At 62.0% G+C, this 16,739-nt stretch carries 13 protein-coding genes; 4 read left to right on the plus strand and 9 right to left on the minus strand.

What is annotated here, in order from left to right; translation table 11 throughout:
- Window positions 1-36: 36 nt before the first annotated feature.
- Window positions 37-309, minus strand: coding sequence for a cyclase (locus AC6H4Z_RS17825; protein ID WP_497543312.1), 273 nt, complete (start codon window positions 307-309; stop codon window positions 37-39).
- Window positions 310-402: 93 nt separating this feature from the next.
- On the opposite strand from AC6H4Z_RS17825, the gene AC6H4Z_RS17830 reads away from it, so the two are divergent.
- Window positions 403-2,898, plus strand: coding sequence for an ABC transporter permease (locus AC6H4Z_RS17830; protein ID WP_497543313.1), 2,496 nt, complete (start codon window positions 403-405; stop codon window positions 2,896-2,898).
- Here AC6H4Z_RS17830 and AC6H4Z_RS17835 read toward each other — a convergent pair whose 3' ends face one another.
- From AC6H4Z_RS17835 to AC6H4Z_RS17865, 7 genes are all read right to left on the minus strand, one after another.
- Complete coding sequence (locus tag AC6H4Z_RS17835; protein ID WP_497543314.1) at window positions 2,899-4,131, minus strand: MDR family MFS transporter; 1,233 nt, start codon at window positions 4,129-4,131, stop codon at window positions 2,899-2,901. It abuts the gene before it with no gap.
- Window positions 4,132-4,197: 66 nt separating this feature from the next.
- Window positions 4,198-6,306 carry a DUF4139 domain-containing protein gene (locus AC6H4Z_RS17840; protein WP_497543315.1) on the minus strand — a complete coding sequence of 703 codons (2,109 nt, stop codon included), beginning with the start codon at window positions 6,304-6,306 and terminating at the stop codon, window positions 4,198-4,200.
- Between the two features lie 153 nt (window positions 6,307-6,459).
- Window positions 6,460-8,040 (minus strand): L,D-transpeptidase family protein, encoded by a 1,581-nt coding sequence (locus tag AC6H4Z_RS17845; protein ID WP_497543316.1) that lies wholly within the window; start codon window positions 8,038-8,040, stop codon window positions 6,460-6,462.
- A complete protein-coding gene (locus AC6H4Z_RS17850) occupies window positions 8,016-8,918 on the minus strand; it encodes a DUF4412 domain-containing protein (protein WP_497543317.1) in 903 nt (300 codons plus the stop codon). The genes AC6H4Z_RS17845 and AC6H4Z_RS17850 overlap by 25 nt, the downstream gene beginning before the upstream one ends.
- A 9-nt stretch (window positions 8,919-8,927) precedes the next feature.
- Window positions 8,928-10,220: an MBL fold metallo-hydrolase gene (locus AC6H4Z_RS17855; protein ID WP_497543318.1), complete on the minus strand. Its 1,293-nt coding sequence runs from the start codon at window positions 10,218-10,220 to the stop codon at window positions 8,928-8,930.
- A 1-nt stretch (window position 10,221) separates the two neighbouring features.
- Complete coding sequence (locus tag AC6H4Z_RS17860) at window positions 10,222-11,970, minus strand: hypothetical protein (protein ID WP_497543319.1); 1,749 nt, start codon at window positions 11,968-11,970, stop codon at window positions 10,222-10,224.
- A 156-nt stretch (window positions 11,971-12,126) separates the two neighbouring features.
- A complete protein-coding gene (locus AC6H4Z_RS17865) occupies window positions 12,127-12,675 on the minus strand; it encodes a carbonic anhydrase (protein WP_497543320.1) in 549 nt (182 codons plus the stop codon).
- A 102-nt stretch (window positions 12,676-12,777) separates the two neighbouring features.
- Here AC6H4Z_RS17865 and AC6H4Z_RS17870 point away from each other — a divergent pair, with 102 nt between their 5' ends.
- Window positions 12,778-14,133 carry a hypothetical protein gene (locus AC6H4Z_RS17870; protein WP_497543321.1) on the plus strand — a complete coding sequence of 452 codons (1,356 nt, stop codon included), beginning with the start codon at window positions 12,778-12,780 and terminating at the stop codon, window positions 14,131-14,133.
- A 39-nt stretch (window positions 14,134-14,172) separates the two neighbouring features.
- Window positions 14,173-15,579, plus strand: coding sequence for a phytoene desaturase family protein (locus AC6H4Z_RS17875; RefSeq protein WP_497543322.1), 1,407 nt, complete (start codon window positions 14,173-14,175; stop codon window positions 15,577-15,579).
- 8 nt (window positions 15,580-15,587) lie between these two features.
- On the opposite strand, the gene AC6H4Z_RS17880 is transcribed toward AC6H4Z_RS17875, so the two are convergent.
- Window positions 15,588-16,001 carry a VOC family protein gene (locus AC6H4Z_RS17880; protein ID WP_497543323.1) on the minus strand — a complete coding sequence of 138 codons (414 nt, stop codon included), beginning with the start codon at window positions 15,999-16,001 and terminating at the stop codon, window positions 15,588-15,590.
- A 223-nt stretch (window positions 16,002-16,224) separates the two neighbouring features.
- Between AC6H4Z_RS17880 and AC6H4Z_RS17885 the strand changes: the two genes are divergently transcribed.
- Window positions 16,225-16,680, plus strand: a complete 456-nt coding sequence (locus tag AC6H4Z_RS17885) for a hypothetical protein (protein WP_497543324.1) — start codon at window positions 16,225-16,227, stop codon at window positions 16,678-16,680.
- The last annotated feature ends 59 nt before the right edge of the window (window positions 16,681-16,739 follow it).

Below are 16,739 nucleotides of genomic sequence, written 5' to 3' on the forward strand. Positions count from 1 at the left end.
GCCTGCGGCGTGAGGCGTGCGGCGTGCGCCTCGCGCTCAGCGTATGTCCTCGGCGAACCAAACCTCCGGCCTCCCCACCACGCCGGCCTTCACCATCGCCTTATGAAGCTCCACTGACTCGGTGAATTCCCGCGCCCGGGTCAGATTCTCGGCCTCGAGCGTGATGATGATCTCGAGCGGGCGATCGACGTTGCGCTGCACACGCTGCACGGTCAGCCCGTACTCGCGACGCCTCGCCTCGTGGCTGTCGAACGCCTCGCGCCAATGCGCGTAGTCCTCAATCGGATGCCGTACGTAGATCGTCGTCACGGCATCTCCGTCGCGCCGCGGGTGGTTTGAACCTTTCTCCCCATCAGCCTGTCGAACGAACTGGCGCCCTCCACCAGGCTCGGGGAACACACGATGCAAAATCTGAAGCTGGCGTTTCGAACGCTCTTCAAAACGCCCTTCGTCACGATCGTCGCGGTGCTGTCGCTCGCCCTCGGCATCGGGGCCAACGCGGCTATCTACTCGCTGTTCAACGAGATGCTGCTCCAGCCGCTGCCCGTGACTCAGCCGGAGAAGCTCGTCAACTTCGCCGCGCCCGGTCCCATTCGAGGATCGAACTCGTGCGGTCAGGCCGGCGACTGCGACGAAGTGTTCAGCTATCCGATGTTCCGTGACCTCGAGAAGGCGAACACGGCATTCAGTGGTATCGCCGGCCACACCATCTTTGGCGTCAATGTCGCCATGGCTGGCCAAACGGCGGTGAGCGGCGACGGGGTCTACGTCTCCGGATCGTATTTCCCCGTGCTCGGCATTCGGCCGGCGCTCGGTCGCTTGTTGACGCAGGCAGACGATCAGACCATCGCTGGCAGCTTCGTCGCCGTCGTGAGCTACGCGTACTGGGAGACGCAGCTCGGCTCGAACCCGAATGTGATTGGGCAGCAGCTCACGATCAACGGAAAGCAGTTCACGATCATTGGTGTGGCGCCAAGAGGATTTACCGGGACCACGCTCGGTTCGCGTCCATACGTGTTCGTTCCGCTCACCATGCGCGCCGGAATCAATCCGTCATTCGACGACTACCAGCGCCGCAATTCGTATTGGGTCTACCTGTTCGGGCGACTCAAGCCGGGCGCGACGTTCGATCAGGGACTGAGTTCGGTCAACGGCGTCTACCGCACGCTGATCAACGACGTCGAGGTTCCGCTTCAGAAGGGCATGAGCACCAAGTCGCTCACGCAGTTCAAGGCGAAGCTCGTCACGATGACGGACGGCCGCAAAGGTCAGAGCTCGACGATCAAGAGCTCGCGTACGCCATTGACGCTGCTGTTCGGCATTACTGGTATCGTCCTGCTCATCGCGTGTGCCAACATCGCGAATCTGCTGCTGGCACGCGCTGCGAATCGCGCTATGGAAATGGCGGTTCGTCTGTCGCTCGGCGCTACACGGCGCCAGTTGATCGTCCAAGTGCTCACCGAGTCCATTCTGCTCGCGGTACTCGGCGGCATCGTAAGCATCGTCGTCGCGCATTGGACGCTCGCTGGGATCACTGCCATGCTGCCGCCGATGGTGGCCGCGACGATGGAATTCAGCTTGAGTATTCCGGTACTCGTTTTTGCGGCGCTGCTGTCGCTCACCACTGGCCTGGCATTCGGCATCGTACCCGCGCTTCAGAGCACGCGCCCGGATCTCGTCACCGAGCTTCGCAACAACTCCGGCAAGTTATCCGGTAGCCGAGCGGCCGCGCGTTTTCGCACGACGTTGGTAACGGCGCAGATTGCGCTCTCCATGGCGCTTCTCATCTCGGCGGGTCTCTTCATCAAGAGTCTTCGCAACATCGCGCGCGTCGACCTCGGCATCAAAATCGACAACGTCGTCACGTTCGCAATCTCGCCGACTCGAAGTGGCTACGACTCGACGCGGACACTCGCGCTGTTCCAACGCGTGGAGGAGGAGCTCGCGGCCACGCCTGGCGTCACAGCGGTGACATCGGCCATGGTCCCGCTGCTCGCCGGCAACAACTGGGGACGCGGCGTTTCCGTCGAAGGCTTCCAGAAAGACGCGGACACCGACGACGGCTCGCGCTACAACCCCGTTGGCGCGAACTACTTTCACGTCCTCGGCGTTCCCCTCCTCGCTGGTCGCGATTTCACGCTGAACGATGGCGTCGGCTCGCAACGCGTGGCGATCGTGAACGAGGCGTTCGCCAAGAAATTCAACCTGGGCACGAATCCTGTCGGCAAGCACATGTCGGTCGACAACGATTCGCTCAACATCACGATCGTCGGCTTAGCCAAGGATTCGAAATACTCGCAGGTGAAGAACTCGGTGCCGCCAGTCTATGTGCTTCCGTACCGGCAATCCGGACGCCCGCAGACGAACTACTTCTACGCTCGGACATCGCTGCCGCCGGAGCAGATCCTGCGCACGATTCCCGCGACGATCAAGAAGCTCGACCCGAACCTTCCGGTCGAGCGACTCAAGCTGCTTCCGCAGCAGGCCGAGGAAAACGTCTTCATGGATCGCATGATCTCGACGCTCGCCGCGGCATTCGCGGCGTTGGCGACGTTACTCGCGGCGATCGGACTGTACGGCGTGCTCGCGTACTCCGTCGCGCAGCGCACGCGTGAGATCGGCGTGCGCATGGCGCTCGGCGCGAACAGTGGCGCCGTGCGTGGCATGGTGCTCAAGCAGGTCGGTCTGATGACACTCGTTGGCGGAATCATCGGACTCGTCGGCGCGCTAGCCATCGGCAGAGGCGCGCAGTCGCTCTTGTATCAACTCAATGGCAACGATCCCATCGTGATCGTGGTCGCGACCATCGCACTCACCGCGGTAGCGTTCGGCGCCGGTTTCATTCCGGCACGACGCGCGAGTCGTGTCGACCCGATGGCGGCGCTTCGTTACGAGTAGCTACTCCGGAATCGCTGCAACGACGCTCGACCCTCGCGTTCGCGCGAAGAGCGCGAGCGTCGCCGCCCCGAGACCGAGGCCGAGCATCAGTGTCCAGGTCACGGTTCCACCCGCGCGATCGAGGAGCGCGGCCCCCAGCCACGGTCCGACGATGAGTGCGAGCGAAAACGTGCTCGAGAATGCGCCCATGTATTCGCCTGTTCGGCCCGGCGGCGCTAGCTCGCTGACATAGGCTGTGGACGTCGGGAAGAAAATCATCTCGCCGAACGTCCAGATGACCACAGTCGCCGCTATCGCCAGCGGGGATTGAGCCACGGCGAGCGCCCCGAATCCAATCGCCACCAGCGCAATGGCCAGGGAGAGCGTGCGACGCATGTCCCAATGCGCCATCGCAATATTCAGCGGAACCTCGATCGCGACGATGATGAGCGTATTGAGCACGAACAGCCCGCCGTAGAACGATTCCGGATAGTGCAGGTCGCGCACGATCGTCAGCGGCATCGCCCCTTGGTGCTGCGAGAATACAAGATTCATCAGGAACGACGTCGCGAAGAATGTGAGCGCCGTCCGGTCGCGCCACACAACGGACGATTTCGCGAACACTGCCGCGCGTGCGGCGACGACGTGCTCTGGCTCTGCGCCGCCTGTTGACCTGCGACGCACCCAGAGGAGCGCCGATAGCACGACCGCTGCCACGAGCGAGGTCGCGCCATCGACGACGAAGAGCAGCGGGAACGACACCTGCGCGAGAAATCCGCCGAGTGCTGGACCAACGCTCATGCCGAGGTTGATGGCCAGCCGATTCACGGCGATCGCGGCCTTTCGTTGCTCCGGCTTTGTGGTGTCGGTGAGCGCCGACATCGTTGCTGGTCGCGCGGCGTCAGCGACGACGGCCCAGAGAAACGTGAGGCCGACGACCGCGACGAATGTATGAACGAGCGGAATGATCAACAGGATCACGCCGGTGAGCGCGAGCGACACTCGCATCACGGCGAACGGCCCGATGCGATCGGCGAGACGGCCGGCGATCGGGGCCGTCACTAGACCGCCGACGCCGTACGCACTGATGGCGAGCCCAGCCAGCGGTGCCGACACGTGGAGATATCTCGTGAGATAGAGCACGAGAAAGGGCAACGCCATCATCCCCGCGCGATTGACGAGGGTGGTGGCGAAGATGATCCACACATCGGTTGGCAGTCCGCGGAGACCGCGGTACGGATTTGGGAACGGCACGGATCGCGAGTGGACGCCCGGGGAGTTGAAAGATATCTCGCCGAGCGTCCAGGTGGTCCGCCCGGCTTACATCACGTTCAGGTTTGCGAGGTATTCGTCGAGCTCTCTGCGTAGGTCGTTGCGCTTCGCCTCGAGGCTTTCGCGTTCCTTTTGCAGCCGTTCGATCGACGATTCCTGCTCATTCAGCTTGGCGAGGAGTCGTTCGTAATACTGCGTGGAAGGCGCCACAGTTTTCATGTTCTCGCGAATCCGGTTCTGCTCGGCAGTTATCTGCCCTACCTGCTGTGAGTGCGTGTTGATGTCCCGCTCGACGTCGACGATTGCCTGTCGCATGCGAATCGCCTTGGAAATGGCGTCGCGCACTGCAGTGGGAATCGTCCCGGTTCGTGTGTAGTTGAGTAGCTGCCCGACATCTGCTGAGAGCAGCGCGTAAGACTCGGACTGCGTCAGCTCCTCCTTGACCGCGAGCGTCGTCACCTTGCCGGGAGCAGCAATGCCCTTGAACCGGTACACGGCGGGCGTCGTCTCGGCCGGCTTCTGCGTATCGAACAACGCCCATCCCTGGGAGAATGGGTGTTCGATGATGAGCATTTTCTCCTTCGCTGACTTGTTGTCCGCCGCGTACTCGACTGTCTGCACCAGCCGGCGCTTGAGAACGATCGCGCCCTTGTAGATGGTTGCGCTCACGACGGCGTCCGTACTCGTCGACTTCGTGTTGTCCACGGTCACGTCGAGATCGATGCCAAAGCTGAGTAGACGCTCTTGGCCTGGCGGAACGTTGTCGATGCGCGCGTCGCCGCCGTAGCCGCCGCGATCGAGCACCGTCATCGGCCCTTGGAGCAGATGCTTGCCCGTGGAGTTGGTGAGGCGAACGCCATTGAGCGGATTCGTGCGGAGCACGCCGGCATTGTAGATCGAAACGCGTTCGATATCGACGCTGTCGGTGATGATCGGAATCATCGCCGACTTCTGGCGCGGCAGGCTGACGTCGCCCACAGTGTACTGAAACAGCTCGCCGAGTGACGTGGCCGATGCCATCGCGGCCACCGTAGCGGCAGAGAACGACGCTGCGCCATGAATGGCGACGTCCGACGTCACGACGACTGCGTCGAGCTGCACCGGCAGCGGCTTGCCGTCGGGCCCATAGCCGATTCTGCGCTTGGCCATCCCGCCCGCTGTCCCCATCGCCGGTGCGGGCGCTGGCACCGCCGGGGCGTCGGCCATCGCGACGCGGTCGCGCGCGTCGCCAATCCCCGCATCGTACACCTGCGGCCGAAGCCCGGCGAACATCTCGGGCACGACGTTCGGCCGCGACGCATACAATGGCTGGTACAGATCCATCGTGAACGACATCGGTCGCCCGCTCACGAGTGAGAGCGAGACGTCATTCCAATCACTCTCGGTCTGATTCTCCACGATCGCCCAGCCCTGCAACCTGCCACGCTTTCCCTTTTCATCGAGCAGCAGGCGATAGCTCGTCTTCCATACAGGCGTCTCGACGACGTACCCAATTCGCACACGCCGTTCGCCAGCGCCATTGAAGTTGATCGTCACCGGCTTCTTGTCCTGATCGCGCGCCACCACGAGCGCCGAAAGCGCTTTCGACAGCTCATCCTGTAATTGAGCATCGTCGAGCGTCAGGTTGTTGATTGCCTGCAACTCCACGGCACGAATGCTCGCGCCCGAGATCAGATTCAGCACGGGCACGTCGACGACGTCGCCCTTGTCGATCGCTTTGCGGCGCGATTCGACGCCGAGAATCGTTCCCGTCATCCGCTCGGCCTGCGCCTGAATCGTTACCTTCGCGCCGCGCAACTGATTGAGAAGATCGGCGAGGCTCGGATTCCGAGTGATGTCGACTTGGAAGCTTCGCAGCGTCTTGGCCAGCGGATCTTGCGACGGATACGTGATCACACCGACACGGCCGCCGTCCTGATCCTGCAGCATCAACGACTTGAGGATGTCGTTGATCTGAGTGGTCTTGAAGCGCAGCTGCGTTGCGCTGTTCCCGCGTACGGCGCCCGCGTGCTCGAAATATCCGACGCCGGAGGAGAACAACATCACCTTCTTCACCGGAACGTCAGTGGCGGCAGTCCCAACCTGGACCGACTGCGCAACGACGGCACTGACGGGCGCAATGCCGATCAGCAGCGAGACAAGAACGCGGTTTACCACGGGCCCTCGATTGTGAGCGACTCCTCATACAACTCCACTAGTGGCTCGAAACGCCACATTCGTCCCAGTGGAGACGTCGTTCACACTCGAATTTGCACACGCAATGACAAAGCTACGATTTGCAAATCACCGCGCCGCATTTTGCAAGACGCTCTACTCCGGCGCTGCCACCTCGACGCGTCCCTTCAAGCCACTGTCTCGTTTATAGATGTCGTCGGCAAAGAAGAGCTGATGATCACGCTCGTACGCCGTGAAGTAGACGATGTACACGGGAACCTTGCTCGTCAGCGACACCCACCGGTCGTTCTTCCCCGCCTCCATCGACGTCTTCACGCTGTCAGGCGTCCAGCCAAGCACATACTCGGCGAGTTTGTTCGGTTGCTCGAGACGAATGCACCCGTGCGACGCAGCACGTGCCGCCTTGTCGAACAACGTTTTCTGATTCGTGTCGTGCAGATAGATGTTGTACTCGTTGGGGAACAAGAACTTCACGAGCCCGAGCGAGTTGTGCGGTCCAGGCCGCTGTCGCAACACGCGCGCACCGTTCTCCACGCCGTATTCCATGTCGTTCCGCGCGAGATAGCTCTTGTCCGACGCGATTTTCGGCAGAATCTCGCTCTTCAGAATGTTCGGCGTCGGCTTCCAGTACGGTCGAAACACGACGTAGCGCATCGAGTCGCTGAAGACCGGCGTGGCATGGCCGTTGTACTCCGCGCCTACCACGACCTTCATCGACAACACGCGCTGTCCCGAGTCGTACGCGTCGAGCCGGAACGACGGAACGTTCACGTAGACATAGCGCTGGCCGAGCATGCGGGGCAGCCAGCGATGACGCTCCATGTTCGAGCCGATCTGTCGCACGCGTTCCGCGGCCGGGACATTCAGTGCAGCGAACGTCCCGCGACCAATCTTTCCGTCCGGCTCGAGATTGTGGCGGCTCTGCCACTGCGCAAGCACACTGAGAACCGAATCCTCGGCGGGTATCTCGTAGCCCTCTGCCGTCAAACGCTCGGTGAGCTCTTCTGGGCTCATTCCGGTTTCGACAGGCTTCCATCCACCTTTCGCGACGATCGCTCGATAACGCGCGTATTCGGATTTGAGCAGCACGTACTCTGAATCCTGCGGCGCCATCTCGCCAAGTCCGTCGGCCATCGACGAATCCTGCAGCGTTGCGAAGAGCGCGGAATCGACCGCTGAGCTTCGCGCCGGAATGTGCCACGACTGCGAAACGGTGCGAGGATCGACCTGACCGATGAGCATGTCCGACGCATAGCCGACGTACGCTGCCGTGAGCAGCATGTCGGCGTTCGCGATGGTCTGCGCCGTCGCACCACTATCGAGTCGCTTCGCGTTCACCCATCGACGTAGAGAATCGATCGGATACGCATCGGTACGGAGTGCATGATCTGGCGCGCTCTCGAGCGCTGCGAGCAGCGCGGACGCGCGGTCCTTGATGCCCTCCGGCTCCAACCATAGCGGCGCATACTCGTACTGCGAGTACAGCGCGCGCACGGTCTTCCATCGCTCTGGTGTAATCCACACCGGCGCTGCGCCACTATCGACTAGCGCTCGTAGCGTACCGCGAACGTCCGGCGCCTGAACGCCGAGAACGACGGAGACTTCTTGCGGAACGTATTTCGGTTTGCGCGGCGCGGTGTGACACGCGGCCAGCGCAGCGAGCGTCGCAATGGCGACGCGGATACGATACCTCAGGGGGAACCGACCGCCTGACACATGGCCTTGGAGCTAGCGGACGCACCGCGCTCCACCCCGGCGCGCATGGCCGAATCCACCATTCCCGCCGGAAGCTTCGACATCATTTTCCGCATGTCCATCGTGCGGAAGTCTGCCGGCACCTGGAACACGGACGGATCGAGCGGTCCGTGCTCGAGCTCGACATACTCGCTCGTCGTTGTCACCGTCATCATGCGCCCCTGCGCGTTCGGCCTGGTGACTCGGTTCATCGTACGTAGCGGCGTGCCGCTCGGGATCGATGAATTCGATGCCGATTGCGCCGTACCGATCTGGGTACCGAGCGCTGCGTTCGTTGTCGCCAACAGTGACTCGGTAGCACGATGAATGTCGACATCGGGCGCAATCCACATTTCCGAAACACCATTCACGGTCCCGGTGCAGGTCGTACCGCCAACCGTAATATCGACCGTCGCCTGACTGGTGATGCGAACGTGGTGCGTCGCGTGGCCGAGGATGCGATCGCCCGCGCCGAGATCCTCAAACTGCGACTGTGTCGTGTGCGTGGCGAATTTCGGCGTGGCAATCGTACCCAGGGCGCTCCCGACCTGCATCACCATCGCGGTGTGCTGCCCCGTCATGACCATCGTAATCGTGCTGTCGGCGGCGTTGATGATCTGATACATGCCCTCGGCGGCCTCTCCTTGCGGCATGTTGGAAACCTGTACGGTCTCCATGCGGAGCCTGCCGTCGGTCACGTATTGACGCGTCGCCATCGACGATCGGTGCGCGGCGTCGCCGGAATCGATGGTCAGGTTCATCGTCAGCTTCCACCCGACCGGCGACGACTGGGCCGCCATGCTCGACCCGGCGATGAGCAGGGCCAGAAATGCAGCCCGGTAACAGCGTGAGTGAGTCACAAAAAGATCCTAGAGAGGAATTTCGAAAACCTGTTTCAGCGTCGTCGCTTTCAGTTGCTGGGTCGTGAAGAACGAACTCTGGGCCTTGAGCGCCGCGACGAGCGTTTGACGCGGAACCTCGGTGCCTTCAGCCATGTTGCCGTACTTCCCTTCCATGGTAGAGACGACTGTCTGCAGGCGGTCTGCCTTTGTCGACGAGCCACGATTCAGAAAGTTGTTCCACAATGACTTCGGCGTCGCATTCCGACTTCCATGATGCCCAACCTTATATAGCGACACCTTGGCAAGCCGTTTCATGAGCGCCGCGTCCTTCAAGGTGAACGCCCAGTTCTCGATCTGTGCGTCGCCCGGAAACAGCATCGCTTTTCCGTTCACTTCGAACAACAGTATGACGCTCGTGTTGTTCAATGCGTCATCCATGATTCGGACGATGCTCAACAGGCTGTCCCCGCGAAGGGCCCGCAGGCGCGGAATGAACCAGCGCGCGTAGAGCGGCGGGCGCCTCGTCGATAGTGTTTTGGCGCGCGGAAAGACCTTGGCGCTGCTCGCCGCCACACGTCGCCCGGCCGCCGCCTGGAGCATCCAGAACTCGGCGGCGTCCTTCGATCGCTCCTTGGTAATCTCAGCCGACTGCTTGATCGTTGGAGGGCCAAGAACGGTCACCTTCACGCCCGGCAGTAGCGTTTCGAAACCGTGCTTGCTGCCGTGCGACACGTACGTATGACGCTCGCCCATCCGCTGGAGATTCTTCACCGCCGACGCGTTCTGGATTCCCTCCTCGCCCAGGAACGCCAGCCCCTCGAAGAAGCGCTTCCGCCAACCCGCGGTTTCTGCGCTCGCGAGGGCGTTCGCCTCGGCGACAACACCGGATGAGACATCCTGCATCGCCGCCAGCGATGCTACGAATGCCTGCGGCGCGGTCGTCGAGACGGTCGTCGCCTCTTTGGCGTCCGTCTGCGCTTTCGGATCCTCCGTCCACGGCTGAACGATCAGGTGCGGCTTCAGCGATGCGATGATGTCGCCAGATCCCGTTCCATCGGCCAGCGTCGCGAAGCCGGCGATGTGATCCTTGTGCCGATGCGTGAGCACGACGGCATCGAGCTTTCCGCCACACTCCTTCTTGATGTCGTTCGCAATCTGAAGGAGCAGGTTCTTCGGCGCGTCGGCCGGCTGTCCATTACTACCAAAGTCGATGAGAATGTGCCGATCGCGCTGCGGATAGTGCCACGTGAGCAGAAAGCAGTCGCCGAATCCCACCTGGTATGCGCGAAGGGTCAGGCTCGTCGGTTTTGTCGCGGCCATTCTACCACTCCTCGCGGCTATCGGGTTCGAGCGTCGCATTCAATGCGCGCTGCAGGTGCATGGCCGCGAATGGCTGTGCCGCCGGCTTGGTCGTCTCGAAGAAACCGTACTTCCAGAGATAGTCCAACCGGCGCTGCTGCCGAACCGTATCGTCGAAGCTGTTATGAATATTGAATTTCAACTGCCCGTATTCGTTGAACACGAGCGCGTTCCCGCCGTACAGTGAAACCGGCGTCGTGGGTGGCATTCCCTCTGGCGCAACGAGGCCAACGCTCCCGAGCTCCGCTGCCGAAATCTTGAGGATCTGATAGAACTCGGCGACGGTCTCGCGCAACGGAAATCCGTCTGGCGCAACGCGCAGGCACGGCCGCACTGACAGCACGTGGCCAAACGCACCCTCTTTCACGCCAAGCGCTTTCCGATTCTCCCAGATGAACCAGAACACTTCGTCGGGGTCGCGCAGCATCGACTCGAAGTGCGTGCGCGCATAGACGAATGGTTCACCGCGCGACGATTCCCACAACCCCGGCTGAGCGACCGTTCCTTTCGACGCCGGCTTCACTCCGAATCGCGCGAAGCTGTCGAGCAGATGGGCGCGGAACTGATACAAACCGTCGTCCGGTCTGAGCTCGGTGTCGGCGGTGATCAGCGCACTCACGAAGTCGCCGAACTCCAACTGCACTGGCGGCGTGTAGTCGAGCGCGCGAACGGCCATCGTCAGTAGATAGTCGGCCGCTGCAGCACCCTCCTCGACTACACGCGCTCTATCCAATTGCCCACGCGCCACGTCACCGAGCGAGTCGAGACGCGACGACCAAACGCGCACGAAGGCATCCATGATTGCCGCAACCAACAGCTCACCGCGACGATGCGGCTCGAGATACTCGGGATCTGACAAATAGTATTTCGGCGACGGCGTGATGCTCACCGAACGTCGCAGCGCCTGGCCGCGAACACCGCTCATCTCCGCGCCCATTTGCTCGGCGAGTCCAAAGAAGATCGAACTCTTGAGCGCCTTGGCCGACACGCGATCGCGCGCGATGAGCCGGCTCGCCTTTCCACTCGACCGCTGACTCACCGTTGGGTCGATGTCGATCAGCTTGTCGACGATCCCACGGAGCGAAAAGACCGATAGCAACGCCACCACGTCGGCGAAGCCTTCGTGAAATGCCGCCTGGTCTGGCGACGACGGGTCGGTGAACCGCTCGCGAAGTCCGTCCACGAGCGCATGTGTCGTTTCGTGCGCGACGACGTCGTGCGACAGACAGCTGAACACCATCGAGCCGTCCTGCGCCGGGAAATACCCAAACACCAACGCTTCGTCGCGACCTGAATAGAACGCGTTCGCGTCAGCAAAGGCGTGCGGCGCAACCTTGAGCTGATGCGCCTGGAAACCCCAACTCACACGGCGGCCGAGTGCAAACTCGAAACGCGCCAACGTGCGCATCACGATTGCGTAAACGTTCTGCGCGTGAAAGCCCGGATCGGACAGCAGGCGTGAGTCGGAGACGTGGCGATACGGATCCGTGTACGTCCCCTTGGGCCCGGAGTACGCGCCGGGAGCAACGGGCTTGTACAGCGTGTCGCTCGATGCGTCGTAGTCGATGACCTGAACCCGGTGCCCCCACGGGCCAGCCACCAACAGTTCCGCCGGCACCTGCACCTCGGCGGTCACGATCCGCCCATTCCGCATCACGCTCGGATCCTGCGCGATGATCCGCAGCGTTCGCGTTCGGTCTTGCTCTGGCATCGACTGGCTTGTCGGGACGCTGAGACAGTACGACGCTCAGGCGCAGCGGTCAATATGGTCGAGCAAAGATTAGCGGATTCTCATTTTCGCGTGGCCATTTACCCGTCACGAATCTGAGAGTTTGGTGAAACAAAACAGCCCGACGAGACGGTCGTTTCAGCTAGCCTGTGGCCGAAGCTGGTACAGGAGGTCGTCCTCGACCCGGTAGAGCAGCGGAGCGATCGCGATCCGCGGATAAATCGCCCGAAGGCGATCCGCCTCGCGAAGTACGAACTCCACTTCGTCGCGGAATCCGAACTTGGGCGCCGACTCCTCGAAGTGCTTGACGGCATGCGCCTCGTTCCAGCCCGCGGCGTCCATCAGCCCACGAATGAACTGCTCGCGCCGTTCATTGAGGCGCGCCATTCCGCAGTCCGTATGCGCAATCAACACGATCGTGCGTATCCCGCCCACAGCGATGGCGTATGAAATCCGGAACTCGTTGTCACGCATGTTGGCGCCGGCTGTCCGCAGAACGAAGGCAAAGTCGTTAGGGATGCTGAGCGACTTCCGGCTGTCCATGCACATGCCGATCAGCAGCTGCGGCGTCATGGACGACCCTCTCGCGCGCCCGAGGTTGTGGTACTCGAGGAGGAGTCCTACCGGAGTTCCGGCGTACTCCGGGAGGATGTCGTCGACGTAGTTGACGGGAATGATCTCGGCCATGCCGGAAATTTAGCGGGCTCGGGGCATTCCTTGCTGACCGACGGTGCGCCGAGTCATGTTTGCGCCTCTGGCGGTATTGCCAACCCCCAATCCGCGAATCGCGTGGCTTTTCCGACCCAGATCGCCCCGGAATCGAAGTACGAGCGGCCCGTTCCGCCGCCGATTTCCGCCGAGCCAGAACCCTCGGCCTGGCATCCAGCCACACTCGCCGCGTTTCGTTTCGGCGTGGTCTACTTCGGCTTGTACGTTCTCACGACGCAGATGCTCGGGGCGCTGATCGTACTTCCCGGGCTGAATCTTCCCCTGCTGCAGGGCGTTCCGCCACTTCGAAATGTCATCGTGTGGATTGGCGCGCACGTCTTCGGAATCGCTAAGACCATTACATCGCAACCGACTGGAAGCGGCGACCGGACGTTCGACTTCCTTCACGGATTCACGCTGCTGGTGGTGGCTGTGGTCAGCACGGTGATCTGGACGTCGGTGTCGACCCAGCAGCATCAGGCTCAGCTCTTTCGCCGCTTCCGCCTTTTTCTGCGATTTGCGCTCGGCACGACCATGCTCAGTTACGGCATGGTGAAGGTCATTCCCCTTCAGATGCCGATCGGCACGCTCCAAAAGCTCGTCGAACCATTCGGCAATTTTTCGCCAATGGGCGTGCTATGGTTTTCCATTGGCGCGTCGCCCGCGTACGAGACGTTCGTCGGACTCGCCGAGGTGTGCGGTGGCCTACTGGTGCTGATTCCAGCCACGGCGCCAATCGGAGCACTCATGTGCCTCATGAACACCATCGAGGTGTTCGCGCTCAACATGACCTACGATGTTCCGGTCAAGCTGTTTGCGTTCCACCTCGTTGTGATGTCCGCGTTCCTCGTCGCGCCAAACGCACCGCGACTGTTCGACTTCTTCATTCGTCGCCAGCCCACGCATGTTCGTCCCGAGCCGTCGCTCGGCGCTACACCCGGAACACGCCGCGGCCTTCGCAACGCGCAGATCGGTTACGCCATTTGGGTGGTGCTGTGCCTTGGCGGTTCCGGCGTTCAGTCGTGGAAGCGGTACGGCGACGGCGCACCGAAGTCACCGTTCTACGGGATCTGGACAGTTGACGCGATGGCGGTCGACGGTCAGGAGCGGCCGGCACTCGTGACGGACAGCACGCGGTGGCGCCGCGTCATCTTCCAGCGCCCCACGAGCGCGACCTTCCAGCGCATGAACGACTCGTTCGTCAGCTACGGTTCCGTCGTGGATACAACGGCGAAAACGCTGAAGCTCACCGCGTTCGATTCGGCCAAGACGCTCTCACCGCTTACGTTTCAGCGGCCGACCAGGGATCGCATGTTGCTCGATGGCACGTTGGATGGGCACGCCGTCCATCTCGAACTGTCGTATCGCGATCCTGATACATATCTCCAACGGAGTCGCGGATTCCATTGGATCTCGGAAGTTCCGTTCAACCGCTGATACTTCTGACTTCTGTAATACTTTTTCGCTCATTGCCTCGTGCTTGACGCCATCGTCGTCGGCGCAGGTCCGAACGGTCTCGCCGCGGCGATCACACTCGCCCGCGCGGGGCGTTCGGTTCGGGTGTACGAGGCTACGTCGACGATTGGCGGCGGCACACGTTCGGCCGAGCTCACAAAGCCGGGCTTCGTGCACGACGTCTGTTCGACGGTCCACGCGTTGATGCTCGCGTCGCCCTTTCTCAAGAGCCTTCCGCTCGCTGATTTCGGGCTCGAGCTCGCGCATCCGGCCGCGCCATTCGCGCATCCGTTCGATGACGGCACTGCAATCGCCGTTCGCCAATCGATCGACGAGACCGTCGAGGCGCTGTCATCCTCCGATGCACGGTCGTATCGTCGGCTCGTCGAACCATTCGTCGAACGCGCCGACGACTTGATGCATGCGATGCTCGGACCGTTTGGCGTCCGCAATCCATTGCTGATGGCGCGCTTTGGACGACACGCAATTCGATCGGCCGAGGCGCTCGCGCGCGCGCGCTTCAAGGACGCACGCACGCGCGCAATGTTTGCCGGCGTTGCAGCGCACAGCATGGTGCCGCTCGACCAACTCTCGACCGCCGGCTACGGACTCGCGCTAGTCATTGCGGCACACGCCGGCGGTTGGCCGGTTACACGCGGCGGCTCGCAGCGTGTGGCCGACGCAATGGCCGCGTATCTCCGCTCGCTCGGCGGTGAAATCGTCACCGACATGCGCGTTGATTCCCTCGCCGCGCTTCCGCCAGCGCGCGCCGTACTCTGCGACGTCACGCCGCGTCAGCTCGTGCGAATGGCTGGAGATCGCATGCCGGCCCGCTACCGCACACGTCTCGACAAGTATCGCTACGGGCCAGGGGTGTTCAAGATGGACTGGGCGCTGAACGAGCCCGTGCCTTGGCGAGCGAAGGCGTCTGCCGGCGCCGGGACGATTCACATCGGCGGCACGATGGAAGAAATCGCCCTCGGTGAGCGCGAGGCGTGGCGGGGGCGTTCCGTCGAACGACCGTACGTGCTCGCCGTGCAGGCGACTGTGTGCGACAGTACTCGCGCGCCGGCTGGCAAGCATACGCTGTGGGCGTATTGCCACGTTCCGCACGGATCGACCGTCGACATGACGCAGCGGATCGAAAGTCAGATCGAACGTTTCGCGCCCGGCTTCCGCGACTGCATCGATGCGAAGAGTGTCATGTTCCCGGCGGACATGGAACGCCGCAACGCCAATCTTGTTGGTGGCGACATTGGCGGCGGCGCTGGTGACTTCGCTCAGTTCTTCGCCCGGCCGGTCGCCAGTCTCGATCCGTACAAGACCGCGATGGATGGCGTGTACCTCTGCTCAGCATCGACGCCGCCGGGCATCGGCGTCCACGGTATGTGCGGCTACTACGCGGCGAAATCAGTGCTCGCTCGGTAGCCTCGGAGCTATCCGTTCTTCGGCTTTTCGTAGTTGAACATCCAGTGCACGCCGAACTTGTCGGTCAGCATTCCGAAGCGCGCACCCCAGAACATTTCCTGCACTGGCATCTCGACCTTCCCGCCGTCCGCCAGCGCCGCGAATAGATCTTCGATCTCTTTGTCGCTCTCGCAGGCGATGTTGATGTAGTAGTTGTTTCCCTGTGTGAACGGCGAATCCGGCGGGATGTCGGACGCCATCACGACACACGCCTCACCTCTGCTGAGAAACGCGTGAATGACGCGATTCTCCGTTCCCGGCTTCGCCATTCCAGCGTCGGCGTACGTCTGCATCTGGAGCTCCGCGCCAAGCGCCTTGGCGTAGAAGCGCATGGCTTCGGCGGCGTCACCGTCGAAGTTGAGATACGGATTGAATGATTTCACTGGTCGGGTTCGTTGGTTTGATATAGGCGACAGCGAACGTTGATCAGGACGAACCGTGCCGAGAACGACCGCGCGGCGCAATCCCACTGAGCGAGCAGAACCGTGGCATTCAGCGACTTGTGTCGGCGGCCTGAACGGCGTTTAGTTTTTCGAGACCGGCAGGTTCAGCAGTACGTCCACCCAGCTGAAAGCACCTTCGGCCGCGCTTGCCTCGAATTGCTGAATGCGAAGAACACTGCTCCTCGCCACGCTTGTTGGAATCGTCGGTTGCACGGAGACGACCGCACCGAACCCGCCGGTTGCCGTCACGGCGTCGATCGATCGTTCCACGTTCCGCGCGGGTGACACCGTCACTGTGACGGTCACCATTTTCAACGTTGGCAGCGACTCGACGTCCGTCTATCCTGACGCCTGCGGCTTCTATCCATTCGTCGTCACGACGCTGGACGGCGTCGAGGTTGGGCCCGAAGTCGTTCCGGTGGCGTGCTCGCTCGCGTTGCACGTCCGACCGCTCGCGCCGCACGAGTCCTACTCGTTGTCGACGAAGTGGACGGGATCGGCAACGCGCCTCGACCCGAATCAGCCGCGATTGCTTCCTCCCGGCGACTACATCCTGAACGCGCGCACGTTCGGCACCCCGCAGCAATCGATTCCGACAGCGATTCGCGTTGTGAATTAGTCGGGTAGCGCGCAACTTCTACCTGCGCGCCGCTGCGCCATTCAGCGTCCTCAACCTCG

Source organism: Leucogemmata humicola (genome assembly GCF_055379415.1).

Coding starts and splice junctions, on each gene's coding strand:
- AC6H4Z_RS17830 (WP_497543313.1), top strand. CDS start 403: ATGCAAAATCTGAAGCTGGCGTTTCGAACGCTCTTCAAAACGCCCTTC.
- AC6H4Z_RS17855 (WP_497543318.1), bottom strand. CDS start 10,220: ATGGCCGCGACAAAACCGACGAGCCTGACCCTTCGCGCATACCAGGTG.
- AC6H4Z_RS17860 (WP_497543319.1), bottom strand. CDS start 11,970: ATGCCAGAGCAAGACCGAACGCGAACGCTGCGGATCATCGCGCAGGAT.
- AC6H4Z_RS17865 (WP_497543320.1), bottom strand. CDS start 12,675: ATGGCCGAGATCATTCCCGTCAACTACGTCGACGACATCCTCCCGGAG.
- AC6H4Z_RS17885 (WP_497543324.1), top strand. CDS start 16,225: ATGCGAAGAACACTGCTCCTCGCCACGCTTGTTGGAATCGTCGGTTGC.